Consider the following 26,359-nt stretch of genomic DNA (forward strand, 5'->3'; position numbering starts at 1 on the left):
GAGCCGGCACCGCTGCGCCAGGCTTGCGGCGCGCCGCGCCTTGGCGGCGCCCATGACGGGATAGGCGATGAAGATATCGCCGATCCCGCCATCCGCCATCACCTCCGCCTCCGACAGCTTGGCGGCGGTGATGCCGACGGCTCCCGCAGCAAGCTGCCGGGCCGCAAGCTCCGACAGCTTGTGCGTCTTCACATGCGGGCGCAGCTTCACGCCGCGCCGCGCCGCCGCCTCCGCCATGGACGCGATATTGGCGTCCACGCGGGCGCTGCGGATGAGGATGAAGGGCGTCTGCGGCCCTTCATCGCCGAGCTCCCCGCCCGGCAGACAGCCGCGCTCCGGCGCTGCCTCGACAGCTTTCTCCGCCATATTTCCGCCATTCATCCGCTCCGGCGCTGCCCCGACAGCTTTCTCCGCCATATTTCCGCCATCCATCCGCTCCGGCGCTGCCTCGACAGCTTGCCCCGCCTTATTTCCGCCATCCATCCGCTCCGGCGCCGCCTTCCTTTCGCCACCCAGCCGACCGTCGCCTGACCCTATCGGCCCCTTCGACGCTTCAATCACCGCCTGGGCGGCGGCCTCCTGCCCCGACCGTTCCTCCTCCCGCTCAGGAGCGCCTGCTTCCATTGCTTCCCGTTCCTTCTCGCCCATCAGCTCTGCTCCCCCTCCGCATCCGTCGCCTTGGCTTCCTCCAGATCGCTGTAAAGCGTGTACTTCGAGATGCCCAGATAGGCGCATACCTTCTCGCCCGCCTTCTTGATCAGAAACGCGCCTTTGCGGTCCAGCAGCGCGATGAACCGGATCCTCTCCTCGCGGCTCATGAGCGCAGGCGGCCTTCCGACGGCGTCCTCCGCCTCCTGGATCAGCGAATCCAGCAGATCGCCGACGTTGCTGACGAACGACTCCTGGACCGGCGGCAGCTCCTGCATGCCGACCAGCCCCTGCAGCGCCTTCTCGGCGGCGAGCAGCTCCGAGATGTCGAAGTTGATGCACAGGGCGCCGATCGCTGTTCCTGCGTCATTTTTCAAGTAGATCGAAGTCGATCTCAGCAGCCGTCCGTCCTTGGTCCGGGTGACGTAATTCTGCCGATGGCCGCCCTCCGACGTGCCTCTCATGACCTCGAGTCCGAGGTTCGTGCCGGGATCGCCGACCTTCCGTCCCGTCACATGGCCGTGCTCGATATGCACGATCGTGCTTTCATAAGGCTGCGACCAGTCGTGCACGACGACCTCGCAGCGCTCTCCGAACTGGGCCGCGATGCCCTGCGCCAGCTCCCGCAGCAGCGGCAGCGTTTGCGATACCGATTCCATTCCCACCGCTCCTCATGACCGCTTGAATTCTCTTTGCCTCCTATCCTACACCCGCTCCTTCTTCTCGGCAAACTTTTTTTCTGTTTTCTAACTTTTATTCATATCAAGATGGGCAACCAATTTGAAATTCAGCCGAGACGGATAAGCCGATCCCTCCCAACGGCCGCGTCCATGTCCCTCTGAGAACGCGGCGCCAGACCGGCGCCGCGGCGTCCGTCGACTGGGATCCGAAGCCAGGCCAGGTGCGGATCAAAATAAAGGAGGAGCTGCAGTCCTGCTGGAAGGAGCTCGTCTTCCCGATCGGCAAGCCGGGCCTTCTCAGCCCGCAAGGCGACATCATCGCGGACCCCGAGACTCCGGCGCCATTCCTGAGCAAGGGCATCACCCGTGCCGGTCGCCGCGATTGGGCATAAGCCCTTCCTACGCGGACGGAATGGTCCGGCTGAACTGGAGCAGCAAAATGATGGAGAAGCTGAAGCCGTCCTGGAGCACCGATTCTGCCGAGACGTCCTTCGCCGTCCTCTATGAGAAAGGCTTCTACTCTCCAGATGTCATGCAGCCGCTCGGAGCCGGCGGAGGCGGCGGATCGAGCGGAAATTCGGCGGGCAAGGACATCAAGGTGGACGGACGCGTCTACGATCGCGCCTCCTTCACCGTCAAGCTGCTCCCCGTCGCCAATCTGTTTACCGTTGGAGCCATTTCGGCCGGCAGCGTCCCCATCTCCGTCGGCCGACCGTCTCCGATCCCGACTCCATTCCAGTCTCTTATACGGAAGAAGGGACGCTGAATCTGTCGCTGCCGGAGCCTTCGCTGCCGGAGCCTTCCTCCGGTTACGTGAAGCCTTCGCCGCCAGCGTGACGCTGAAGGAGCCGGGCCAGTACCTGATCTCGGTCATCAGCCCGGATGATATTCCCGCCCCGGGCGGTGCGGCCGCCACGACCTGGGCAGAAGTAGTCGTAGAGGCCGAATAGAAAAGACAAAAACGGGATGAAGCCGAATTCTCGGCTTCATCCCGTTTTGGTTCCAAAATCTAGAAGGAATTGATTTCCCTGATCTTCTCCAGTGCAATCTTGGGCTTGCGGTCCTCCGTCAACAGGCCGTTGACCTCCTGCTGCACATCCGTGATCTGGGTGTAGCAGTAGCCCGAGATATATTCGGTCTGCTGGATAGCCTCGTGGATGCTGCGGAACCGATCCAGGAAGCTTTCCTCCGAGCCGACCTGATTGCCGTAGCCCCAGCCTTCCTCGGATTGGAAGGCGATGCCGCCGAACTCGCTGACGATGACCGGCTGCCCCTTGTAGGCGTAGCTGTCCGCAAATGCGTATTTCCAGTGGTTGAAGCTGCGCAGGTTGCCGGTGATCTCGTCCTTGCCCGCATACCGACGGCGGAATTCCTCTCCGCTCTCGACATAGTCATGCAGCGTGAGGATATCGGAGACGGTATGCTCCCAGCCGTCGTTGGACACGACCGGGCGATTCGGATCGAAAGCCTTCGTCAGATGGTAGATCGCTTCCGTGAACTTCTGCTGCCGGACATCCTTGGCGATGTTCATGACGCCCCACGATTCATTGAACGGCACCCACGTAATGATGGACGGATGATTGTACTGCTGCCTGACGACCTCCATCCATTCCCGGGTGAACCTCTCCACCGCCCGGTCGTTGAATTCGAAGGTGGCGGCCATTTCCGACCATACGAGCACGCCCTTCACGTCGCACCAGTACAGGAAGCGGGCATCCTCCACCTTCATATGCTTCCTGACGCCGTTGTACCCCATTTCCAGCAGCTTGTCGATATCCTCGAGAATGGCTTCCTCCGAGGGCGGCGTCAGATGCGTATCCGGCCAGTAGCCTTGATCCAGAATCAGCTTCTGGTAGATGGGGGCATTGTTCAGCAGGATGCGGTCTTTCTCGATCGAGATTTTCCTCATGCCGAAGTAGGCGTATACATGGTCGATTTCGGCGCCGTTTTTGTACAGAATAAACTCGACGTCATACAGATTCGGATGGGCCGGCGACCAGTGGCAGTGCTTCCAGGGGCCGTTGGCTTCATGGACGAGGTCGACATCGAGCTGCAGCCATGGACGGTCGATCGCGAGGCTCACCCTTTTGACCGGCTTGCCTTTCAGGCTGACGAGCGTCTCCAGGGTGATATCGTCCGCCGCTCCGGCCCCCTGCACCTGGTATTCGAACCGGATCGACCGCGCATCCAGATCCGGCGTCATCTTGACGGCCTCTACATAGGACGGCTCCACATACTCCAGCCAGACCGTCTGCCAGATGCCGGTCGTCTGGACATAGAAGCACTCGAAGCTGTCCTTCACCCAGCGCTGCTTGCCGCGCGGCTGGGCCGCGTCGAGGCTGTCCTCCGCCTTCACCGTAATCACGTTGCTCTGCCCGTACTTCAGATAAGGGGCGATGTCGAAATGGAACTCTGCGTAACCGCCTTGATGGCTTCCCGCATAACTTCCGTTGATCCACAGCTTGGCCTTGTAATCCACCGCCTGGAAGTGGAGAAGGGCAAGCTTGCCCTCCGCCTCGGCCGGAACGTCCAGCTCGCGGCTGTACCAGACATAGGCATGATGGGACTCGTCGCCGATGCCGCTCGCCTTGGTCTCATAGGTGAACGGGACTTCAATCGTCCGATCTCCGCCGAACCGCTCCGGCCAGCCCAGCCGCTCTCCTTCGTTGCCGTCGTCGAAGCCGAACTGCCAGGCTCCGTTCAGATTGATCCAGTTGTCCCGCACGAACTGCGGCCTCGGGTAGTCCTTGATGTATCTTTTCGTTGTCATTGTCTTCTCTCCCGTTCCATTAACGCGCCTGGTCGCAGCGTTCTCTGTCATTCATGGCGGACCGGCCGCACTTCAAGACCGGAAAGGATCCAGTCCCGGGACGAGGAGCGAAAGCCGATTCTTCCTTGCAGGATCGCATCGGGGTCCAGCACATCCAGAAGCGGCTCCCCGTCTTCCCGAAATACCCGGATCCGGCTGCCCTCCAGCTTCACGGATACGTTGGACGGCTGGCCGGGCCGCAGCTCCAGCAAGGCCGAATCGAGCTCTTCCTTCCTCTCGTACACGATCTTCTCGAGGATGATCCTGCCGCTGCGGAACAGAAGCTGATACCCGATGAACGAGTCCGCCACCTGAGCCGGGTAGTCCGATTCCCGGCTCGTCCGCAGCAGCACAGCCGCTTCTCCGGCATCCTCCCCGTCCGCCTGAAGGCGGAAATCGAGCTCGTAGTCGCCCCACCGGACGTCGCCCGCGAGCAGCTTGCTGTCGCGGCCGGCTTCCGCGATCCGGCTGCCGGCCTCGCTTTGCTCCCAGCTGCCGAACAGCTCCTGCTTCTCCAGCTCGGCCTGCGCCGAGCCGTCTACCTCCGCCGATTCCAGCAGCTCGATATAACGGAGGCGGGAAACCCCGGAAGACGTCTGCTTGACGGTCAGCCACTGCAATCCGCCCTTCAGCTCCAGCTCTCCGAGCGGCACCTTCGTCCAGTCCGACTCCGAGGCGAACAGGGCGGCATCAAGCTCCGCCTTGAGCTTCCGGCCCGAGGCCTCCACCTCCAGCACGGCTCCTTCCGAGCCGAGCTCCGCCATGACGGCGATCCGGTAGCGGCCGTCCTTCTTCACCTGAACGGGAAAGGCCAGCTCCCCGTTCCCCCCCAGCTCCGCGGCCAGACTCCCGTCCGGCGTGCCGGCCGCGCCGGCCTTGATCGGAGAGGAAGGATTGCCGGAAGCATGGGCTGCCTCCAGCGTCCCGGGCACAGGCTTGACGGCGCTTCGGTCGCTGCTGCCTCCGGCTTCATTGGAAAAGGCGGTATAGGCAAGCTGCGGCTGAGAGCCTTGCGGCCATCGGTAGCCGATCTTTCCGGGCTGTCCCGTCCACGCCTTCACGTCGGCAAGCAGCAGGCCGTCCCAATAAATTCTCGTCCCGTCGCCATCGGATTCGGCCCGAAGCGCGTGGAGGACGTTCAGTTCCGTCCCCTGAGGCAGATCGGCCGAGAAGACAGTCTTTTCCGCCCCGCCCGCCTGCTCCGCCATGACCAGCTTTTTCTGCCGGCCGTCTACACGCAGGACTCGGCTGTTGCGTTCGTCCCGGTAGGAGAGCAGCACTTCCAGAGCCGCCTCGCCGCCCGCTTCAATCTCCTTGCCGTCCGGCTGGACGACGGCATTGAACTCGGCCGTATAGCGTGTGTCGGTGCTCAGCTTGCTCACCCAGGCATGGCCGCCGGAAGCAGGCATGGCGGCCTGCTCCCACTTCCCGGGCGAGGGAGCCGAGCCCGGCCGGTCATGGAAAATCGGCAGCCTGGGCGCTTCCGTCGGAATGCCCCAGGTCGGGCCCAGCACGCCCATCTTGTCGCCGCTGAAGGCGAGCCGGTCCATATTGAGATGGCGGACGGGAGGCCCTTCAGCCGATTTTCCTTCCAGATTGTGATAGAAGATATAGTAGGAATCGAGATCGGGTCCGAGCACGGTGGAGCTGTGGCCGAGGCCGTTGAACCCTTCCTCCGTGGAGATCAGGATCGGATTGTTGTCCGGAATCCGGTACGGACCTGCCGGCGATTCGTCGGAGACGGCGTAGTTGACGCGGTAGCCGCGGCTGAACACATGGTTGCCCGTGTAGGTCATGTAATACTTGCCCCCGCGCTTGATGATCATCGATCCTTCGGTCCAGTGGCCGAGCGAGGCGCCAAGCTTCTCTCCCGGGCCGATCGTATAAGGGTCGCTCATCGGCGCGGCCATGATGCCGCCGAATTCGGCATGCGTGAACGTCCAGCTGCCGTCGTCGTCGATGAACACCGAGCCGTCGATCGTGAGGCCCAGATTGTCGGTCTGCGCGAGGAACGGTCCGGTCGGCTTCTCGCTGCGCAGGACGTAATGCCCCTTGCCGGCCGGAGAGGTATACATATAGAACGATCCGTTCCAGTAGACGACCTCGGGAGCGTACGCCCCTTCCGTGACCGGCTCCTCGGCGACCAGTCCCTCATAGGTCCAATCCGTCAGATTGGCGGAGCTCCAGGCTTTCACGCCGATCCGTCCGTCCTTCGTGCTGCAGTACAGGTAATACTGTCCGTCATGCCGCAGAACATAAGGATCGCCGATGCCGTAATCCTCCCATTCCTGCGGGAGCGTCATCGGATTTTGATAGGAAGTCCCCATCTGCACCGTGGTGCGCGCGGCCGGATTCATATCCATTTCTCCCCTTCCCCAAAGGATGGCTGCCGCTCCTGCCGCACATGCCATGCCGCCAAGGAGCAGCAGAAGCCGATTCCTTCTTTTGATTTCTGACGGTTCCATCCCCGCGGCTCAGCCTTTGATTCCGCTGATCGCGAGCGATTCGATGAAGTAGCGCTGGGCCATGAAGAACACGATGATGACAGGCACGAGCGCGATGAGCGAAGCGGCCATGAGCGAGGGATAATTGGATGTGGAGATATAATTCGACTGCATGCTGGCGATGAGCACCTGAATCGTCTGCCTCTCCGGCGTATGCAGGTAGATGAGCGGTCCCATGAAATCGTTCCAGATGCCCATGAAGCCGAGAGCCGCTTGAGCCGCGATCGCCGGCTTGGCGATGGGCAGCGCGACGGTGGCGAACGTGCGGAAATAGCCGCAGCCGTCGATTTTGGCGGCGTCGATCAGATCGTTCGGGATGGAGCCCTGCATGAATTGCCGGAAGAAAAAGATCGTCACGATATTCCCGAACAGCCCCGGAACGATGAGCGGCAGCAGCGTATCCACCCAGCCCAGCTCGGAGAATCCGATGTACTGGGGAATCATGACGACCGAATAGGGAATCATCATCGTTCCGAGCAGGGCGAGAAAGATTCCCTCCTTGAACGGAAAATGGAATTTGGCAAAGGAATAAGCCGCCATGGAGGCGACGAACAATCCGACCGACAGCACCGCGACCACGACGATGGCGCTGTTCAGGAAGCCGTGCAGCAGCGGAGCTTTGGACCATACATCCGTATAGTTGCTCCATGTCGACGGCTTCGGAATCCATTGGGGCGGAACGTCGAATACATGCTGCTGGATCTTGAGCGAGGTCGACAGCGTCCACGCCAGCGGCCCGAGCATGACGATCGAGCCGGCCAGCAGCAGCACATAGATCAAGCTGTTCATCAAGCGTCTTTCTCTGGCCATAGTCTACTCCTCCTGTAAGGAACGCTTAGTCCTGGTAGACCCAACGCTTGGAGAAGCGGAATTGGATCAAGGTCAGAATGAAGATGATGACTCCCAGCACCCAGGCGACCGAGCTGGCGAAGCCCATATTGAAGTATTTGAACGCTTCCTGGAAAATGTAGTACACGATCGTCGCGCCGCTGTACTCCGGCCCGCCGTCCGCTGCGAGAATATACATCTGGCTGAACGACTGGAACGTGCCGATGACGCCCATCACCACGACGAAGAAATGGATAGGCGACAGCAGCGGCAGCGTAATGAAGCGGAATTGATGCCACCGCTTCGCGCCATCGACTTCCGCCGCCTCGTAGTAGCTGGAGGATATCCCCTGCAGTCCGGCCAGATAGAGAACCATCGTGCCGCCGACTCCTCCCCATAATCCCATCAGCAGGAACGACGGCTTGACCCAGTTCGGATCTCCCAGCCAGTTCGGACCCTGCACGCCGAAGATTTTCCAGATGAACTCGTTGATGATGCCGTAATCGTAGTTGAGCAGCCACTGCCAGAGCAGGGAGACCGCGATGATCGGCGAAATGACGGGGATATAATAGATCGTCCGGAAGAGGCTTACGCCCTTGAGCGGACGGTTCATCATGAGCGCCAGCGCCATGGCTGCGATCATGCCCAGCGGAATTCCCAGAAGCAGATAAAACGTGTTGTACATGGATTTGTAGAACTTCTCGTCCTGGGCCAGCTTCCCGAAGTTGTCCAGGCCGATGAACTTCGCCGGAGACATCATATCCCAGGACATGAAGCTGAGGCCCAGCGAGCTTATGAGCGGCGCGAGCCCGAAGATGAGAAAGCCGAGAACCGGCGGCGTGATAAACAGCAGGGACCAAAGCATTTCTTTACGCCGATAGCCTGTCATTAACGTTCCTCCCCGGCACGAAGCCGGAAGGGGAGGCGGCAAAAGCGCGAGACTGCTGAAAAAGGTGGCGCCGCGTGCGCGGAACATTCTTCCGATCGCCGGTTGTGCCGAATGATTCCGCGCCGTTCGCCTGTTTTTCAGCGGCCTCCGTCTGAGCCGCTCTCCTTCCGAGCCAAGCCTGTTACTTGTTGTCTTCGTCGTAGATTTTCTGCAGCTTCGGCTGCTCTTCCTTGACGAACTCCGCTGCCGTCTTCTTGCCGGTCCACACCTGGCTGGCATCCTGCCAGAACGTGTCGATCCACTTCACGCTCTTGGAGTTCACCTCGATCGGGGGACGTCCGTAGTCTTCAATGATATCGAGGAATACTTGACGGCTCTGCGGCGCTTTGTCCATCTGGAGGAACTCGCCCTTGGCCATGTCGACGAGGTTCGGCACCGCCTGCCCGAGCTCGTAGTTCTGCTTCTGCGACTCCCGGTCGAGGCTCAGATAGGAAGCCAGCGCGAACGCATCCTCCGGATGCTTCGTCGATTTGGACACGACGAATCCGAGAGAGCCGAGCCAGGTCGCGGTTTTGCCCGTATTCGGGCTTGCCGGCCAGGCGGCGATATCCCATTTGAACGGAACGTTCCAGAAGCCCGGCTGATCCCAAGGACCCATCGGGAACATCGCCACTTTGCCCGCGACGAACCGGGCGTAGCCGTTCTGGGCTTTCTCGTCATCCGGGGATGGGCTGACCTTGTGGACGAGGCTGAGATCCGCCACGAACTGCATCGCCTGGGCGAATTCCGGCGTATCGATCGTCACCTTGCCGGTCTTGTAGTCGATCCAGTCCCCGCCGTTGGCCCATACCGCGGACTCCGTCGAATAGGCGGCGACTCCGAACGTGTCGATTTTTCCGCGCGCGTTGGCCGTCGTCAGCTTTTTGGCGTCGGCGATCATGTCGTCCCAGGTGTACTCTCCCGCCTTGGCGCTCGGGTAAGGCAGGCCGGCCTTGTCGAACAAATCCTTGTTGTAGGCAAGCGCCCACGGCCCTACATCCTTCGGCAGGCCGTACAGGCTGCCTTGGCCGACGGTCTTGCCGTCGTAGCGGTAACGGTCCAGCCCCTGCTTCCACACATTGTCCGGATCGATCGTTTGGTTGCCTTCTAGATAGGGGTCCATGTTCAGCAGCAGGCCGCTGCTGGCGAGCTTATTGAAGTGCGCGCCGCCGGCATAGAACACATCCGGCGTTTTCTTGGCGGCGATCAGGGTGTCGAGCTTCTGGTAATACTCGCCCGACGGAACGACGGTGTACTTCACTTTTTTATCCGGGTGTTCCTTCATGTAGGCATCGATCAGCTTCTGGAAGACGGCTTTCTCGCTGTCCCCGCCCCACCCCATGAACTCGATCTCGGACTTGGAGTCCGCCTTGGGACTTGCCGCTCCCGATGTCGGCGATGGAGACGAAGCTTCTCCGCTCGGAGCCGGCGCGCCGCCCCCGTTGCCGGAGCAGGCCGACAATCCCATTCCCGATACCAGCACAAGCGCAAGCGATACGGCGGACCATTTGCTTTTCAGAACCATGGATACGCTCCCCCTGACAATAGTGGCTTGAAACAAATAAGGACCAAACACCGGAGCCGCGTTTCCGTAAGGATCGGGCGCCGATTGCAATGGGCCGGATCATCCACTCCGAATATTTGTTTTGTTACAACTTATTTGTTTATATCCAGAATATAACGGTTTCAATCCCTTTATGTCAACGCTTTCTTTCCGTTTTTTTGTTTTGAAGGATGACTTCTCTATCTCCATCCTAGGCGCGCCAACGGAAAAGGCCCGCAGTCCTTGACCGGACGGCGGGCCTTGCGGGAAACCATCTTAATCGTGCTGCAGCCTCATGACGATTCCTTGCGGATAATCGCCGAAGCCTTTGCCGAACAGATTCATTCCTCCCTGATGCTTCGCGTCGGGCCTCAGGCCGATGCGGAAGCTGATGTACGGCTTGTCCTGCAGGTCCAGGTCGTCCAGCGTGACGGATGAGCAGCGCTCGTTGTCGATCGTGCTGCGCCCCTCATCGACGCCCCATGTCTTGAGCAGGCCGTGCTGCGTGCTGTTGTCGTTCCACCAGGCCGGATTCAGCTTGCCCCGGTGGTCGCCGAAATCGCCCGGCGATATCCAGGAGCCGATTTCCTTGCCGTTGATCCAGGCCGTAATTTCCGAAGGCCAATCGTTGTTGTAATTGGGCGCCTCCGAGCACAGCTCCAGGGAGAACTCCAGGGATGTGACCTTGGCTCCCTGCGGGAGCTTTTTGGGAAAGCGGTATTCGACCCAGCCCTTGCGCAGCCAGATGATCTCCGCCGAGCGGCTGTCCGGGTGATAGAAATTGTCGGGATCGTCCTCGGCGAACAGCATGCCGGTGCTGCTCGCCATGCCGCAGGTAGGCTGGATGTCGAACTGGATGAAGTGCCCGATCGGCATCTCGACCTCGATGAGCTTGCTCGTGTTGTGATAGAACGCGATCGGATTCAGAATCATGCGCACATCGTCGAAGTTCCGGCTGCACACCTTCATGGCCCCTCGCGTAGCCGGCTGCAGCTCGGTGAGGATCAGCTCCGCCTCCTCCAGCACCTTCACGTTCGTCGCCGCCGTCGATACGGGAATATCCAGAGCTTCGGCAATCTCGATAATATTCACGTTCGGCTTGGACAGCAGCAGCCGGATGATTCCGATCCGGGTATGCGTGCTGAGCGCATGCGCCACCTTGACCAGCCGGTCGGGGTCTTCAATAGACAGCTCAAGCATGATCGAAACTCCTTTCCTGACATTCTTCCAATAATATAAGGCTTAATCCACTCATATGTCCAGTTTTACTGGAACAAACATTAAATATTGTTTTAATACATATATTTTAAAATTATATCTTCCGCATCGGTTCCGGTTTTGCTATACTCCGATCTGCAAGCGCTATCAAATCAAACGAGAGAAAGGAGGAGAAGTGAAGCCAAGCTCTCTGTTTCCATCCTTGTATAGCCGCGTTTCTCCCATCCGCACTTGCAAAGGAGATGAAGGTCCCGATGAAGAAATGGAAATCGTTTCTTGCCGCTGCCGCGGCTCTGCTCCTGCTCCCTTCCGCCGCCCATGCCTACAGCAATCCGTATGCCCTCGCTTCCTCCTGGAAGTGGGCCAATGGGGATTTTTACGGAGAAGGGGATCCTTACATCCTGAAATTCAACGGCGTCTATTACCTCTATGTCAGCACGGTCGATGACCAGATCGGCGTGAAGGTATGGTCCTCCACCGATCTCGCTTCGTGGACTTACCGCGGGCTGTGCGCCGCCGATCCGGTGACCAAGGCCGCCTATGCGCCCGAGGTCGTCTACTGGAACGGAATGTTCTACATGTACACTTCTCCGGGCGGCGGCGGGCATTACGTCCTGTCGAGCGGCAGTCCCGTCGGTCCGTTCACGCCGCAGACCGGCAATCTCGGCATGGGCATCGACGGCAGCGTCTTCATCGACGACGACGGGAAATGGTACTTTTACTCCACCGGCGCGGACCGGATCGATTCCCGTCCGATGACTTCGCCGACCGCCTTCGGAGCGGCGGGATCGACCGGCCTGTCGATGGCGGGATGGACGGAAGGCTCCACGACGTTCAAGCGCAACGGAAAGTATTTCATGACCTATACCGGCAACCATGTCTGGAGCACCGCCTACAGAGTCGATTACGCGTCCGGAACCTCTCCTCTCTCCGGCTTCGTGCCTGCCCGGAGCCAGAACCCGATCCTGATTTCCACGGAGGGCTCCAACGTCGGCCTCGGACACAACTCCATCGTGAAGGGTCCCGATCTGGATTCGGACTACATCGTGTACCATAGCCACGCTTCCCAAGGCAACTCCGTCTATCCGGGGCGCAAAATGAATCTGGACCGCATCGTCTGGAACGGAGACCGGATGTCCGTCCTCGGTCCGACGACGTCGAGCCAGCCGAATCCGGCCGCTCCTTCGTTCGAGGACCGCTTCGCTCGCACCGCGATCGGCTCCGGCTGGACCAATGTCGGCGGCGGAACCTGGGGCATCTACAACCAGGAGCTGATGTGGCAGGATACGATCGGGACGACGGCCTGGTACCGGCAAGTAACGGCGGCCTCGACAGCCGCCGATTACACGGCCGAGTTCCATGCCAAGCAGATGAAGATGGGAACGAGCTCCTCGCCGCTGTATGGAGCCGTATTCTCCTATGCGGATGAGAACAGCTACGGAACGGCCGTCCTGAACCGCAGGCTGAATCGTCTCGAAACCCATTTCGTGGTCGGCGGCGTCAGCCAGGGCTGGGAATATTCCTCCCTCCCTGCAGGCTATGACTATACCAAGTGGCATCAGATCCGGGTGGAGAAGAGCGGTTCGGCCTTTGCCGTCTACGTCGACGGCATGAAAAAGCAGTCCCGCACCGTGAACGGTCTGGGCGGCGGGAAAATCGGCTATGCGACTCAAGACGCCCATGCCGACTTCGGCTACACGGCGTTCAGCAACGACGTCGGAGGGAGCAGCGCCTGGAATGCGTACAAGCCGCTTCCAGGGACGATCGAAGCCGTCCACTACCGCAAAGGCGGGGAAGGGACCGGCTATCACGATCTGACGCCTGCCAATATCGGCGGCTCCTATCGCAGCGATGCGGTGGACATCCGCTCCTCCGCGGCGGAGGGCAAGGAGGTCGTCGGCTGGAACCAGACGGGGGAATGGCTGCTCTACCGGGTCAATGTCGCGGAGAGCGGCACGTATGATATGACCGCGAGGCTCGCCACAACCTTTCCGAACGTCAGCTTCCGCGTCTGGGACGGGGCGGCGGATTTGACCGGAGTCGTGCAGGCGGCCGGAAGCGGCGGCTGGGAGAATTGGGTGAACGTCTCCAAGAAGGGCCTCTACCTGACCGCCGGCTATCATGAGCTCCGCTTCGAGACGGTCCAGGGCGAGTTCGACTTCAGCAGCCTGTCGTTCGAGAGGGGGCAGGCGCCCTCGCCGCTGGCCGACGACTTCAACGACGGCAACGACAACGGCTGGACGCGGTATGAAGGCGATTGGTCCGTCGTATCCGGCGAGCTGAGCGCGGCTGCCGGGGGTCCCGCCAAGACGGTCATCGGCTCCGGCCTTTGGTCCGATTACACGGTGGAGGCGGATGTGAAGCTGGTCGGGACGACCGGGGACGCCGGCGTGCTGGTCCGGGCGGCCAATCCGTCGAACGGCAAGGTGCTCGCGAACAATCCCGATTACATCCAGGCCTACTATGCGTTCATCAAGCCCGACGGAGTTTATTTAGGCAAAATGAATTACGGCTACCAAACGCTGGCCTCGGCGCCGGCCGCGCTCGCCGCAGGGGTCTGGCACCGGATGAAGGTGTCCGCCGAGGGGAACTCTATCCGCGTCTATGTGGACGATATGAATGCCCCCAGGCTGAGTTATGCCGACAACAGCGCCCTTCCGTTCCTGCATGGCAAGGCCGGCCTCCGCTCCATGAACAATGCCGCCCGGTTCGACAACTTCTCCGTCTACGCCAGCCCTAGCTGAACAAGCAAGGTTCAGGCTATAAAGCAAGCTTCAAGCATTCATTCGAAAACCTCGGGCAAATAAGCAAGCCCTGCCGGACCGCGATCCAGCGCGGTCCGGCAGGGCTTTAGGGTCGTTCCTTCGCATGCGGGCCCGTCAAGACGACGGCGTCAGCGCATTTTCGTCATGCTCGCCGCGCCGCCTTGTTGGACATGGCCAGGATCAATTGAGCTTCGCTGCCGGTCTACCTGCCGTCATCCGGCACATCCTGCGGATGCGGCTCCGTGACGAGCTTCACCGCATCTGCGTTGCCCTGCACCTGCTCGGGATTTTTGCAGCCGGGAATGACGGAAGTAACGGCAGGATGGCGAAGGCACCAGGCGAGCGCCCAGGCAGCCATGCCGACGCCTTCCGGCACTTCCTCCTCCGCGATCCGGCGAACCTCCTCCAGCCGCTGCCTCACCTGCCCGGCGTCCTGGCGATGGCGCACATCCGTCTCGCCGAATTCCGTGCCGGGCTTGTACTTGCCGCTCAGGAAGCCGCTCGCCAGCGGCACCCGCGCCAGCACGCCGAGATCCTGCTCCAGGCAGGAAGGGAATACCCGCTCCTCCGGCTTGCGGTCGAGCCGGTTGTACACGACCTGGATCGCCTGCGAGCCGACCTTCGAGGAGGCGGCCGTCTGATGCAGGTTGTCGTTGCTGCCGATGGACGTGCCCAGATGCCGGATCTTGCCGGCCTGCACCTGCTTGTCCAGCGCCGTCCACAGCTCGTCGCTGTCGAAGGCGGCATCCGGGCCGGAATGGAATTGATACAGATCCACATAATCGGTCTGCAGAGCCTTCAGCGACGCGTCCAGCTGCCTCACGACATCGTCTCCAGAGAAGACGTCCGTACGCTTGAACCGCTCATGGAAATGATGGCCGAACTTCGTCGCGATGATCCAGTCCCCGCGTCTCCGCCTGCCGATGTAGTTTCCGATGAAAGCTTCCGACAGATGGTCTCCGTAACATTCGGCCGTGTCGATCAGGTTGATGCCGAGCTCGGCGCCCTTGTCCAAAATCGCGTCGACCTCGCCCTGCGCGAAATCCATGCCCCATTCCCCGCCGAACTGCCAGGTGCCGATGCCGACGACCGACACGTTCAGCTCCGTTTTGCCTAAACGGCGATACTTCATGTCCATCCCTCCTTATCCACAGATTACCTCCTGGAGAGATGCCCAAGCAACTTTCCCGGCCTGGCTTCCGGAATCTAGCCTGTCGGCCCGATTCATGCCGGTGTCCGCCTGCTGGCAATACTACAAAACCAACATATCCGCTAGGAATAATTATTTTTTCATTGACTTCTGTACCGTCCGGTCCGTATAGTAACGGCAGGAGGTGCGCCATGGCCGCCGCTTCAAAACGAAACGCCATTCTCCGCATCGCCTGCAAGGTGGTGCGCGAGCAAGGAGCCTCCAAGCTGACCTTGGACGCCGTCGCCCGCGAGGCGGGCATCAGCAAGGGAGGCCTCCTGTACCACTTCCCCACCAAGGAAGCGCTCATCCAGGCGACGCTGGACGATTTCCTGGACCGCTTCGAAACCCAGACGGAGGCCAGGGCTGTGGAAGGCTGCGGATCCCATCCATGGACGCATGCCTATCTGACCCAGAGCTTCCAGACAAGCTCCGAAGACCTGGAGACGAGCGCCGCCGTTCTGGCAGCCGCTTCCGGCAACCCCGCCCTGCTGGCTCCCATGAGGGAAAGGTACGAGGCTTGGCAGAGCCGGATCGTCTCCGAAAGCCGCTCCCCCGCCTTGGCTACGATCGCCCGGCTGGCTGCGGACGGACTGTTCTTCTGCGAGCTGTTCCATCTCGCCCCGCTGGAGCCTCGGCTCCGCTCCGAAGTGCTCGACGCGCTGCTTGAACTGGCGGATGCACCGTCGTCATCACCGGCACGGCAACGGCAAGGAGTTCCAACCGAATATCCCTGATTCGATCCGACCAACGGAAGCATCAATCCTCGCAGCTAAGGGATTGATTTTTTTGCGTTTCAGCCTATCTCATCCTGCAATTCCATCGTGCCCGGCGCCTGATTTCTCCATGCGCCGGCGCCGGAAGCCGCTTCGCCGGGCGGACTTGTTCCCCGGCAGGCCGTCCATCTAGCGCTTCGGCGCCCCATTCCTTGCAGAAAGGAGCATCTCTCATGGCCATAGCCCCATCCGCCGCGAACAAAAGGGAAGCAAGGCGCAGCCGCGCCGAGTCCCGCTTGCTGCCGGCAGCCGTCTCGGCCGGCTCCGTCCTAGCCGTCCTCCTGCTCTGGTGGCTGTCCGGACGCTTCGGCTGGGTCAGTCCGCTGTTTCTGCCGCCGCCCGCCGACGTCTGGGCCGCCTTCGCGGATATCGCGCAGCACGGCTACAAGGACTCGTCGCTCGCCGCCCATGTCGGAGCGAGCCTGCGCCGGATTCTGATCGCCATCGCGCTGGCGGCCGTCACGGCCGTGCCGCTCGGAATCCTGTGCGGACGCAACCGCTGGCTGAGGGCCGTATTCGATCCGTTCGTCGAATTCTACCGCCCTCTTCCCCCGCTCGCTTACTACTCGCTGCTCGTGCTCTGGTTCGGCATCGCCGACGAGTCCAAGATCGTCCTGCTCTTCCTGAGCGGCTTCTCGCCTCTGTTCATTGCCGCCGTCCACAGCAGCCGCCAGGTGCCGGCAGAGCGCATCAACGGCGCCCGCTCCCTGGGCGCGCGCGGCTGGAGACTGTACGCCTACGTCATCCTGCCGTCCTGCCTTCCCGATGTGCTGACCGGCCTGCGCACCGCCGTGGGCGTCACCTACTCCACGCTTGTCGCCGCAGAGATGGTCGCGGCCATCTCCGGCATGGGCTGGATGGTGCTGGACGCCAGCAAATATCTTCGCAGCGACATCATCTATGCCGGCATCATTCTCATGGGAATTATCGCGATCATCATCGATTCCTCTCTCCGGCTGCTGATCCGCAAGGCATCGCCGTGGGCTCGGGGCTGACAGCTTCCCAACCCGTTCAGCCGACCGTCCCCTCTCTTTTCCAAGCTCCCCATTCCCCGATCAGATCAGGAGGCTCCATCCTATGAACAGACTTTCCCATTCCACCGGATTCCGCCGACAAGGACGCGGATTTCTCTATGCCCTTTCCCTCGCGCTTCTCCTGCTTGCACTCACGGCATGCGGCTCATCCAGCAAAGGAAGCTCAGACCAAGGCGGCGGAAGCTCCGGCCTGCCCAAGGAAATCCGGATCGGCTATCAGGTCAGCCCGAACGGCGAGCTGATGGCCAAAGCTCTCGGACTGGCCGAGAAGAAATTTCCCGGCGTCAAAGTCTCGTGGCTGAAGTTCGACGCCGGCCGCGACGTCAACACTGCCATGGCGGGCGGCAGCATCGACTTCGGCATGGTCGGCACGCCGCCGGGAGCTTCCGGCATCGCGCAGGGACTGCCCGACGAGATCTATTACATCCACGACATCATCGGCGAGAGCGAGGCGCTCGTCGTGAAGACTTCCGCAGGCATCGGCAGCCTGGAGGATCTGAAGGGCAAGACGATCGCCACCACATTCAGCTCTACTTCCCATTTCAGCCTGCTCTCCGCCTTGAAGCAGAAGAACATCGATCCGTCGGGAATCAAGATCATCGACATGCCCGCCCCCGAAATGGCCGCAGCGTGGCAGAGGGGCGACATCGACGGAGCCTACATCTGGCAGCCCGTGCAGTCCAAGCTGATCGCGGACGGCGGCAAGGTCATCGTCACCTCCAAGGAAGTGGCGGCCGGAGGCGGCATTACCGGAGAATTCGGCGTCGTGAGCAAGGAGTTCGCCTCCAAGTATCCGGAAGCCGTCAAAGGCTACATCGAGGTGCTCGACGAGGGGACCAAGTATTACCGGGACCATGCCGAGGAAGCGTCCGGCCTGCTCGCCAAGGAGCTCGGCCTGTCCCCGGAAGAGACGCTGACGGCGATGAAGCAGATCACCGTGCTGGACGCCTCCGAGCAGACTCTTCCCGAGTATATGGGCACGCCCGACAAGCCCGGCGCCTTCGGGGCGCTGCTGAAGGAAACGGCCGATTTCCTCGTCGAGCAGAAGTCGATCAAATCCGCGCCCGGCCTGAAGACGTTCCAGGAAGCGATCCGAAGCGATCTTTATTTGAAGTAACGGCCTGAGGCGGGCGTATCGCCCGCATGCCATTACCGTCCTTAAGGAGGATCCGCCATGACCGTGACAGCCCAACGAACGGGCGCCGCATCCGTGCCTGTGCCGCCGCCCGGCGAAGCCGCTGCGGGCCGCATCCGTCTGGAGCATATCTCCCTTCGCTACGGCCCGGCTTCACCGACTGCCCCTTCCGTGCTGCAGGACATCGGCCTGGAGCTGGCGGGAGATGAATTCATCTGTGTCCTCGGTCCGTCCGGATGCGGCAAGTCCTCCCTGCTGAACCTGATCGCAGGGTATATCCAGCCGTCGGAGGGACGCATCGTCATTGACGGAGCACAGCATTCCGCTCCGGACACCAAGGTCGGCGTCGTCTTCCAGCATGCCAACCTGTTCCCGTGGCTTTCCGTTGCCCGCAATGTCGAGTTCGGCCTGAAAATGGCCGGCATGCCCAAAGCCGAGCGCCGCCGCAAGGCACAAGCCTATCTGGAGCTGGTCGGCCTTGCCTCCGCAGCGTCCATGTATCCCCACCAGCTGTCGGGAGGCATGAAACAGCGGGCCGCCATCGCCCGCACGCTGGCCGCCGACCCCAGCATCATCCTCATGGATGAGCCGTTCAGCGCGCTGGACGCCCTGACGCGCGAGTCCATGCAGACTCATGTCGGCGAGATCTGGAGGAAGACGGGCAAATGCATTCTTTTCATCACGCATGATGTCGACGAAGCGCTGCTGCTCGGCCGGCGCATCCTGCTCCTGCATCCGTCTCCGGGCCGGATCGTCGAGGACTTCGCCAATCCTCTGCATGCGGAAGGAAAGGCTCCGCTGCGATCCAGCCGGGAGTTCGCCGAGCTCCGCGAATGGCTGATCGGGCGCATCGCGGACGGGGCGCCGTCAGGCGCAGCCCGGCAAGGGCGCACCGGACGAGCGGAAGCCATGCCGCTGGGAGGCCCGTCCTCCAGGCAGGAGCCGTACCGTCCTTAGATTCATCGTTCAGACGGAAAGACGGGAGCTATTCCATTCCTAGGTTGCCAGCCTGCCGGGTGCTTCCCGTTCATAAATTCGACATCAGGCAAATCGGACAATAATGCAGGAGGAGACATCATGGAACTATTCTGGTACCTCCCTACAATGGGAGACGGGCGCTACTTGGGCACGACGCAAGGCGCCAAAATAACCGACTTGCCTTATTTCCGGCAAATCGCCCAGGCCGTCGACAGGCTCGGCTATACCGGCATGCTCGTGCCGACAGGCCATGCCTGCGAGGACGGCTGGGTCGTCGCATCCGCGCTCATGACCGCCACGGAGCGCCTGCGTTTTCTCGTGGCGGTCCGCCCGGCAGGCGTCTCGGTGACGATCGCCGCCCGCATGGCCGCTACGTTCGAGAGGCTCTCCTCGGGCAGGCTGCTCGTGAACGTCGTCACCGGCGGAGATCCGCATGAAATGCGAGGTGACGGCATTTTTCTGAGCCATGCCGACCGGTACGAGGCTACGGACGAGTTCCTGCAAGTATGGCATCGCCTGATGGCCGGCGAGGAGGTCACCTTCCACGGCAGGCATATCCAGGTGGAAGGGGCCCGGCTCCAATATCCTCCCTTCGGCCGCAAGTCGCCGCCGCTCTATATCGGAGCCTCCTCGGAAGCCGGCCATGCCGTCGCCGCCAAGCATATCGACACCTATCTGACCTGGGCCGAAACGCCGGAGATGGTTGCGGCCAAAATCGCCGACGTCCGCTCCCGCGCCCATGCTCTCGGCAGGCAGGTCGACATCGGCCTGCGGGTGCAGATCATCGTCCGTGAGACGGCGGAGGAAGCCTGGGCCGCAGCCCGCCGGCTCATCCGCCATGTCAGCGAGGAGGACGCCCGGAGCGCGCAGGCCGTGCTGGATCGGTTCGATTCGGTCGGGCAGCGCCGCATGACACAGCTGGTCCGCGACAGCGAAGGGCAGGACGAGATCGCTCCCAACCTGTGGACCGGCATCGGCCGCGTGCGCGGCGGCGTCGGCACCGCGCTCGTCGGCGATCCCGAATCGGTGGCGCTTCGCCTGAAGGAGTACGCCGCGCTCGGCATCGACAGGTTCATCCTGTCGGGCTACCCCCACCTGGAGGAGGCGTACCGCATCGCGGAGCTTCTGTTCCCGCTGCTGCCCGTGTCCAGCCCGACCCGCCCCCCGGAGCCGGACTGGTCGCCGATGGGCGAGCTGCTCGCGGAAAATATCGCTCCCCGCTGACCGCCGGCCATAATCCCTCTTGCCGCTTCCCGATTTTCACGTTATAGTAAGGACAATTTCCATAGCATGCATGGGGGCTCGATGAAGTCGGGCTGAGACTGCGGCCGTATGCCGCTGACCATTGATCTGATCTGGGTAATGCCAGCGTAGAGAGAATGCACCGCGCCGCCGGGCTTGCGCCCATCCTGCGCGGATATGCCTTTATTCCCTCTGCCCGCCGGCTTCCGGCGGGCTTTTCCTATGCCCCCGGAGGAGGTCGGGCCGGGTCAGCAGCCATCTGTGGGGAACATTCCAATTTTCCTTGAGAGGGAGTCTGATTTCTTATGTCCACCGCCATGCCCAATGCCGACCGTCCAAAAGGACTGACGCTCGCCGACATTCTCGTCACGCTTGTCGTAGCCGTCGTTTTCGGCATCATCTACCGCATCTGGAATCCGATGTACGACATTCTCAAGCCGCTCGGCCTGCATGCGGAGCAGCTCAGCTACGGCATGTGGTTCATGGCCGGCACCTTCGCCTTCCTCCTGATCCGCAAGCCCGGGGCCGCGCTGCTCGCCGAGACGGCCGCGGCCGCGCTGGAAGCGTTCATGGGCGGATCGTGGGGAGCCTCGACGCTCGTCTATGGAGTGCTGCAGGGTCTCGGAGCCGAAATCATCTTCGCCGCCTTCCTGTACCGGAAGGCAGGTCCGATCGTGACGGTCCTTGCATCCCTGGGCTCCGCCTTCGTCTCCATCTTCATCGACGCGCATTACAGCTACATCGATAAAATGACGGCCTGGAACTACACCTTGTTCGTCTCCATGCGTCTGCTCGGCAGCGTCGTCATCGCCGGCCTGTTCGCCTGGGCGCTGGCCAAGGCGCTGGAGCGCACCGGCGTGCTGAGCCTCATCCGCCCGGCATCGGCCAAGGATTACGAGGCTCTCGGATAAGGCGATGAAAGCTGCAGACATCATCCTAAAAGGCTGCATTCGCAGCCACACTCCGACGAACGGCGGGGAGATCGGCGCGGCTTCGACGCCGCTTGCAGCTCTCGCGCCCGCCATCGGGAGCGGCCGCTTGCCCTCTATGACGAATGCCTCCGGAACCGGCACCGAACGGCCGCGTCATGCCGACGAGGCTGTGCCTGCAGCGAAACGGCCGACGCCGCCCGTCCAACATGCCGGGCCTGCGGCGCGCGTAGAGAACCTGCGGCTCCGATATCCCGGAGAAGACACTCCGCTCCTCTTCAAAGGGCTGAGCCTGACCATCGAACGCGGCCAGAAGGTGCTGCTGCTCGGACCGAGCGGCTGCGGGAAGTCGACGCTGCTGCAAGTGCTCGGCGGCCTGGTGCCGGCGGCCATCCGCATCCCGATGAAGGCGGACTGCTGCCTTGTTCCCGCCCGGCCGGGCTATGTGTTCCAGGATCCGGATTCCCAGTTCTGCATGCCGTATGCCGACGAAGAAATCGCCTTCGCGCTGGAGAACGCGGGCATTGCGCGCGAGGAAATGCCGGCCCGCATCTCTCGCTGTCTCGAGGCTGTCGGCCTGTGCCTGGCAGACCCCCATTTCCCGGTAGCCGGCATGTCCCAAGGAATGAAGCAGCGGCTTGCCATCGCGGCCATGATCGCCATGGAGCCCGATGCTCTGCTGCTCGACGAGCCTACCGCCCTCCTGGACGAGGAGGGCACGCGGCAGGTATGGAGCTCGCTCCGCTCCGTCTGGGGCGGGCGGACCGTCATCATCGTCGAGCACAAGATTGCCGGCATCGCGGAAGATATGGACCGGGTCATTGTATTCGGACCCGACGGAAGCATCCAGGCCGACGGCTCTCCTCGCCTCGTGTTCCGGGAGCACCGGGAGCTGCTGCGGGAATACGGCATCTGGTACCCCGGCTTCTGGGAGGACTACGATCGGAATGCCGCCATCCGCCCCGCAGCGACCGCTCCGTCGTCTGGCGTCCGTTCCGCCGAGCTGCTGCTCGAGCTGGACGGTCTGGAAGGATGGCGGGGCGGCCGGCCCAAGGTGCGGACCGGCCCGCTCGCAGTGAACGCCGGCGACTGGATCGCCGTCACCGGCGTCAACGGAGCCGGCAAGAGCACGCTGCTGCTCGCCATCATGAAGCTGATCAAGACCAAGGGAAGCCTGTACATTCCCGGCATTCCGGTCCAAAGCCTGAAAAAGCCCGGGGATATGGCCAAGCATGCCGCGCTGAGCTTCCAAAATCCCGAGTTCCAGCTCGTGACGGACTCCGTCCTCGACGAGCTCGCCTACTCCTTGCCGCGATCGCTGCGGGAACCGGAGCGCAGCAGCCGGGCAAGGACGCTCATGGAGAACTACGCGCTCGACGGCCTCGGCGGCCGCCATCCCTATCAGCTGTCGATGGGACAGAAGCGCAGGCTCAGCGTCGCAACGGCCATGGTCGGCGGCCAGCGCCTGCTGCTGCTGGATGAGCCGACCTTCGGCCTCGACGCGAGCGGCACGGTGCGGATGATGGAGCAGTTGGAACGGCTTCGCTCGGGCGGCTGCGCCATTCTCATGATCACCCACGACCCGGAGCTGGTCCGGCGCTTCGCGACCCGGCAGTGGCTAGTCGACGGCGGGCTTGTTGCGGAAAGGAGCGGCGGCACGGCATGCATCTGACCTTTTCCCATCGCGAAACCTGGCTGCATCGCGTCAACCCGACGCTGAAGCTAGCGGTGTCCGTGCTGCTGTTCGTCGCCGCCCTGTTCGTCCACAACCCCAATGTCATGGCCCTGCTCGCAGCCGCATCCCTGCTGCCGCTGCTTGCAACCGGACATCCGCCTCTGCGCGTGCTGCTGTACGCTTCCCCGTTCCTGCTTGTCTTCATCTCGTCAGCCTCCGGCATGATCATGTTCGGGACCGGCGCTACGCTCTGGTTCGAGCTCGGCCTGATCCGGATCACGGAGGAAAGCTTCTATCGCGGGCTGCATCTGGGGCTCCGCTCGCTCCAGGTCGCGGCGGTCGGACTCGCCTTCGCGCTTACGACCCGTCCGGTCGCCTTGTTCTACTCGCTCATGCAGCAGCTCCGGATGCCGTCCAAGTACGCCTACAGCTTCCTGGCCGCCCTCAATATGGTTCCGCTGCTGGCGGATGAATTCTTCACGCTCCGCCAAGCGCTCCAGATCCGGGGAGCCGGCCCCGGACGCAAAGGAATCTACGGCCGCCTGCGGATGTATGCCCTGCCGCTGCTGGCCCAGAGCATCCGGCGCGCCCAACGGACGGCCGCCGCCATGGAGGCGAGGCGCTTCCGCAGCGGCAGCGGCAAGCGCACGTACTATTACGTCTATGGCTGGTCGCGCATCGATGCCCTGTATGCGGTCTCCATCGCCGCCCTCTGGCTGCTGGCTTGGCTGCTCGGCACCCATTATCCCTTGCTTGCCGCAACCGACGTTCGTTGACGGACGAAGGCAGGAGGCAGCCGTCGCGGCGGTTCCTAAAATACCCAAACAGACCCTGGAGAACTGCTCTCTCCAGGGTCTTTTTTGTGTATGGACGTTCCTGCTATTTAAAAAATGGCTGCCTAATATGCCCTGGGGGAATCTGCGCCAATCTCTATTCCCTGAGCAGGGCATCCGTTATCCTCAGCGCCGGCGTCGGCTCTCCCATGCAGTTCCCTTGACTCAAGTCAGGCCCTTCCAGTCGATTCCCTTCAGCAGCGCGGCCGTCTCCGCATCGTCAAGCTCCCATTTTGGAGACATCCCCGTATCCGTCATTACATAGGCAACCAGGCTGGCTTTGTAGTCCTTCCCTCCGGAGTTGAACGGGTACAGCACCGAAAAAGCCGTTCCGGCGCGATCATAGACCGTGAATTCCAATCCGTTTTTCAGAACCTCTCGAGATGGAATTGTATCGGAATTCTGCATGGACGAGCTTCCCTCTCCGTTCAGCACGGATAAAAACAGAACCGAACCATTCTCCCCTTCGTAGCTGAGACTCAATTCATTGATATCCTTTTTTTCAACTGTCTTGTCCGACGTATAAATCCGATTCGGCTCCAGATCATCCAGATTGCCCGCTCCGAAAGCTTTTTCGTCCAGGATGGCAATCACGCTCCGGAGAGAATAGCGCCCCACGCTCTGAGGGAGAGAATAACCCGGATATCGATTCTGGAACTCCACTTTATCCATGTTTTGATACGGGTTCGAGACCAGCTCCCGAATGTTCTGCTCTTTATTCTCGAACAGCTCGTACTGCTTGAACGCCAGTTTGGCCATCTCTCTTTGCACCAGCTGCTGCTTGACGTCCTGGTATTCATACATCGATTTCTCCCGGCCGAACGGATATAGCTCCGCGTGGTTATGCTCCAGCTTCGCCTCTTCGTCCTGCTTTTGGACAAAGTCGAGAATGATGCCGGAAATTCGCGACAGCTCCCCGTAATCAAGATTCTCTGCCCGGTCCCGGACCGTCCGCACGCTGTTCGGCTCCTCCAGCCCGAACGACACCGCAGGGAGCGAATAATAGCCGAAGGAAGCATGATCGCCGTCAAAGTTGTGGCGTATATCCGCATTGAAGCCGTCCTGCTTCAATACATCCGCCAGTGAGGTTACAAAACGATTCTTCGTGTTGTCGGTTAGCAAGTTGAGCTTGCCGCCTTTGACCCCCACCGCATCCAAGCTGACCGCAGAAAGGTGTACATTGGAATCATAGAGGGAATCGACGAGAGCCTGGCTTCCCTGAAGCCCGTTTTCCCTCCCATTGAAGGCGCAAAAGACGATGTCGGAATAAAACGGCCTCTCTTCCGAAAGGGCCTTCAGCGATTCCGCCAGCCCCGCGAGCACGCTGACAGCCGCGGCCCGGGAAGCGCCCTCATAGATCTGCCCGGCGTCCGAGCCCAGGGAATCGAGAGGCGCCGAAAGGACGAGGACATGGTGATCCGGTCCGCTTGCAGACGTGCCTGAGATTTTGCCGATGACGCTGGCGGCCTTCGCCTCTTCCTTGTCCTCATACTTCATTCGCAGAGAGATGCTTTCAATTCCCTCCTGCTTCTTCTTCAGAAAGATATATGTATCGTCATTGATATCCACGACGGGCACATTAAGATTCCGCCGGGCGGGATATTGCTTGAGCATGTCGGTGCGGGCCAGGATGAACCGAGTGCTCCCCTTCTGCGCCCGATCGAGCTCCTCCTCCGATGCCGCCACGAATGCGGTACCGGCCGTCAGCGAGCCGATGGAATCCTCGCCCAGCTTCAGCTCGGCCGTAGCGTCGAGATCCATCCGGATGACGCGTTCCCGGAAATGCTTACCATACACCAGCTCCTTGACGCTGCCGTCCTTCATCGTCACCTTCAGGCCGATCTCCCTGCGTTCTGCCGATCGGTACGGAAATAGGACCGGGTAGTCGTCTCCGCTGTATTTCTCCAGGCCGATACGGGCAAATTCCTCTCCGATCGCTCGGACAGCCTCTTCGTTGCCGGCCGTCCCCGCCAGCCTGCCCTCCATCTTCTTCGCCGTCAGCAGCTTGACGATCCGCTCCTGAGGCGGCCGCTCCCCCGAGGCCTCGCAGGCGGCCAGCAGGATGGCCGAGGCGATGGCCAAAAGGAGTAAAGCACGCCATGCTCGCAAGCGATTTCCCCCTGTCTATTCATTAGTCAGGGCAATTTTACCAACAACAGGCCATTTTTTCTACCTGATATCCCCTATTGTTGTCGTTTTCTCCCGCATTCGAGAGAAATCGACAACCCTATCTTAGGTTTCCTTTTCCGATTCCGGCCATAACCGCGGCCTCCGATCCATGTCCAAAAAGGGAATAAGTGATGCTGCTGTCTTTGAATCAATAGGCAGGATTGGGTTCATATCCATCCCTTGCTCAAAACAAAAAACCGGGATCCCAAGATCCCGGTTCTCTTCGCAATCAAGCTTACAGCTTAACTACGTTTTCAGCCTGCGGTCCGCGGCTGCCTTCTACGACGTTGAACTCCACGCTTTGACCTTCGTCAAGCGTTTTGAAGCCTTCGCCCGTGATTGCGGAGAAGTGGACGAATACGTCGCCGCCACCTTCAACCTCGATAAAGCCGTAGCCTTTCTCGGCGTTGAACCATTTCACAGTTCCTCTTTGCATGTTGACACCTCCTGCCCTGGTTACCCTGGTGAAGATACGA

22 protein-coding genes and 1 riboswitch are annotated in these 26,359 nt (G+C 61.2%); of the genes, 11 read left to right on the forward strand and 11 right to left on the reverse strand.

All coding sequences use genetic code 11. From position 1 onward, the window contains the following. On the reverse strand, positions 1-648 hold a 648-nt coding region (locus PHU01S_RS26720), incomplete at its 3' end, for an alanine racemase (protein ID WP_246029282.1). Continuing rightward, positions 648-1,307, reverse strand: coding sequence for a helix-turn-helix transcriptional regulator (locus tag PHU01S_RS19220; protein WP_048748262.1), 660 nt, complete (start codon positions 1,305-1,307; stop codon positions 648-650). The genes PHU01S_RS19220 and PHU01S_RS26720, both read right to left, overlap by 1 nt. Positions 1,308-1,549: 242 nt before the next feature. Between PHU01S_RS19220 and PHU01S_RS25895 the strand changes: the two genes are divergently transcribed. Both PHU01S_RS25895 and PHU01S_RS19225 read left to right on the forward strand, forming a co-directional pair. Beyond that, entirely contained in the window at positions 1,550-1,720 is a 171-nt protein-coding gene (locus PHU01S_RS25895) for a hypothetical protein (RefSeq protein WP_157053993.1), read from the forward strand. After that, positions 1,711-2,094: a hypothetical protein gene (locus PHU01S_RS19225; protein WP_127509338.1), complete on the forward strand. Its 384-nt coding sequence runs from the start codon at positions 1,711-1,713 to the stop codon at positions 2,092-2,094. Before PHU01S_RS25895 ends, PHU01S_RS19225 begins: the two co-directional genes overlap by 10 nt. Positions 2,095-2,337: 243 nt before the next feature. Here PHU01S_RS19225 and PHU01S_RS19230 read toward each other — a convergent pair whose 3' ends face one another. The 6 genes from PHU01S_RS19230 to PHU01S_RS19255 all read right to left on the reverse strand — a co-directional run bounded on the left by PHU01S_RS19230 (position 2,338) and on the right by PHU01S_RS19255 (position 11,140). Then, a complete protein-coding gene (locus PHU01S_RS19230; protein WP_127509341.1) occupies positions 2,338-4,098 on the reverse strand; it encodes a glycoside hydrolase family 2 protein in 1,761 nt (586 codons plus the stop codon). Positions 4,099-4,145: 47 nt separating this feature from the next. Further along, complete coding sequence (locus tag PHU01S_RS19235; RefSeq protein WP_218032477.1) at positions 4,146-6,548, reverse strand: glycoside hydrolase family 43 protein; 2,403 nt, start codon at positions 6,546-6,548, stop codon at positions 4,146-4,148. 63 nt (positions 6,549-6,611) lie between these two features. Further along, the gene (locus PHU01S_RS19240) at positions 6,612-7,451 is read right to left on the reverse strand and encodes a carbohydrate ABC transporter permease (protein WP_127509347.1); all 840 of its coding nucleotides are present in this window, start codon (positions 7,449-7,451) and stop codon (positions 6,612-6,614) included. Positions 7,452-7,476: 25 nt separating this feature from the next. Then, positions 7,477-8,358 carry a carbohydrate ABC transporter permease gene (locus tag PHU01S_RS19245; RefSeq protein WP_127509350.1) on the reverse strand — a complete coding sequence of 294 codons (882 nt, stop codon included), beginning with the start codon at positions 8,356-8,358 and terminating at the stop codon, positions 7,477-7,479. A 181-nt stretch (positions 8,359-8,539) separates the two neighbouring features. Then, positions 8,540-9,922, reverse strand: coding sequence for an ABC transporter substrate-binding protein (locus PHU01S_RS19250; protein WP_048748267.1), 1,383 nt, complete (start codon positions 9,920-9,922; stop codon positions 8,540-8,542). A 294-nt stretch (positions 9,923-10,216) separates the two neighbouring features. Further along, positions 10,217-11,140 carry an ArsR/SmtB family transcription factor gene (locus tag PHU01S_RS19255; RefSeq protein WP_048748268.1) on the reverse strand — a complete coding sequence of 308 codons (924 nt, stop codon included), beginning with the start codon at positions 11,138-11,140 and terminating at the stop codon, positions 10,217-10,219. 272 nt (positions 11,141-11,412) lie between these two features. Here PHU01S_RS19255 and PHU01S_RS19260 point away from each other — a divergent pair, with 272 nt between their 5' ends. Further along, the gene (locus tag PHU01S_RS19260) at positions 11,413-13,902 is read left to right on the forward strand and encodes a family 43 glycosylhydrolase (protein ID WP_246029283.1); all 2,490 of its coding nucleotides are present in this window, start codon (positions 11,413-11,415) and stop codon (positions 13,900-13,902) included. A 223-nt stretch (positions 13,903-14,125) separates the two neighbouring features. On the opposite strand, the gene PHU01S_RS19265 is transcribed toward PHU01S_RS19260, so the two are convergent. Beyond that, complete coding sequence (locus tag PHU01S_RS19265; protein ID WP_127509358.1) at positions 14,126-15,055, reverse strand: aldo/keto reductase; 930 nt, start codon at positions 15,053-15,055, stop codon at positions 14,126-14,128. A gap of 209 nt (positions 15,056-15,264) precedes the next feature. Here PHU01S_RS19265 and PHU01S_RS19270 point away from each other — a divergent pair, with 209 nt between their 5' ends. From PHU01S_RS19270 to PHU01S_RS19305, 8 genes are all read left to right on the forward strand, one after another. Next, positions 15,265-15,849 carry a TetR/AcrR family transcriptional regulator gene (locus tag PHU01S_RS19270; protein WP_048748271.1) on the forward strand — a complete coding sequence of 195 codons (585 nt, stop codon included), beginning with the start codon at positions 15,265-15,267 and terminating at the stop codon, positions 15,847-15,849. A 212-nt stretch (positions 15,850-16,061) separates the two neighbouring features. Further along, complete coding sequence (locus PHU01S_RS19275) at positions 16,062-16,883, forward strand: ABC transporter permease subunit (protein WP_049868758.1); 822 nt, start codon at positions 16,062-16,064, stop codon at positions 16,881-16,883. Between the two features lie 82 nt (positions 16,884-16,965). Then, positions 16,966-18,039, forward strand: coding sequence for a taurine ABC transporter substrate-binding protein (locus PHU01S_RS19280; protein ID WP_127509360.1), 1,074 nt, complete (start codon positions 16,966-16,968; stop codon positions 18,037-18,039). Between the two features lie 57 nt (positions 18,040-18,096). Beyond that, positions 18,097-19,014 (forward strand): ABC transporter ATP-binding protein, encoded by a 918-nt coding sequence (locus PHU01S_RS19285; RefSeq protein WP_021879428.1) that lies wholly within the window; start codon positions 18,097-18,099, stop codon positions 19,012-19,014. Between the two features lie 120 nt (positions 19,015-19,134). Then, entirely contained in the window at positions 19,135-20,259 is a 1,125-nt protein-coding gene (gene ssuD / locus PHU01S_RS19290; RefSeq protein ID WP_127509363.1) for an FMNH2-dependent alkanesulfonate monooxygenase, read from the forward strand. 60 nt (positions 20,260-20,319) lie between these two features. After that, positions 20,320-20,429, forward strand: a riboswitch (TPP riboswitch). Positions 20,430-20,582: 153 nt separating this feature from the next. Then, positions 20,583-21,188 (forward strand): ECF transporter S component, encoded by a 606-nt coding sequence (locus tag PHU01S_RS19295; protein ID WP_246029284.1) that lies wholly within the window; start codon positions 20,583-20,585, stop codon positions 21,186-21,188. A 4-nt stretch (positions 21,189-21,192) separates the two neighbouring features. Beyond that, positions 21,193-22,878: an ABC transporter ATP-binding protein gene (locus PHU01S_RS19300; protein WP_246029285.1), complete on the forward strand. Its 1,686-nt coding sequence runs from the start codon at positions 21,193-21,195 to the stop codon at positions 22,876-22,878. Further along, entirely contained in the window at positions 22,869-23,657 is a 789-nt protein-coding gene (locus PHU01S_RS19305) for an energy-coupling factor transporter transmembrane component T family protein (RefSeq protein WP_127509367.1), read from the forward strand. Before PHU01S_RS19300 ends, PHU01S_RS19305 begins: the two co-directional genes overlap by 10 nt. 222 nt (positions 23,658-23,879) lie before the next feature. Here PHU01S_RS19305 and PHU01S_RS19310 read toward each other — a convergent pair whose 3' ends face one another. Both PHU01S_RS19310 and PHU01S_RS19315 read right to left on the reverse strand, forming a co-directional pair. Next, complete coding sequence (locus PHU01S_RS19310) at positions 23,880-25,823, reverse strand: M28 family metallopeptidase (RefSeq protein WP_164763125.1); 1,944 nt, start codon at positions 25,821-25,823, stop codon at positions 23,880-23,882. 295 nt (positions 25,824-26,118) lie between these two features. Then, on the reverse strand, positions 26,119-26,319 hold the full coding sequence (locus PHU01S_RS19315; protein ID WP_048745005.1) for a cold-shock protein: 201 nt from the start codon (positions 26,317-26,319) through the stop codon (positions 26,119-26,121). Positions 26,320-26,359 lie beyond the last annotated feature (40 nt).

Origin of the sequence: Paenibacillus humicus NBRC 102415 (assembly GCF_004000905.1) — a bacterium.
GTDB lineage: Bacteria > Bacillota > Bacilli > Paenibacillales > Paenibacillaceae > Paenibacillus_O > Paenibacillus_O humicus.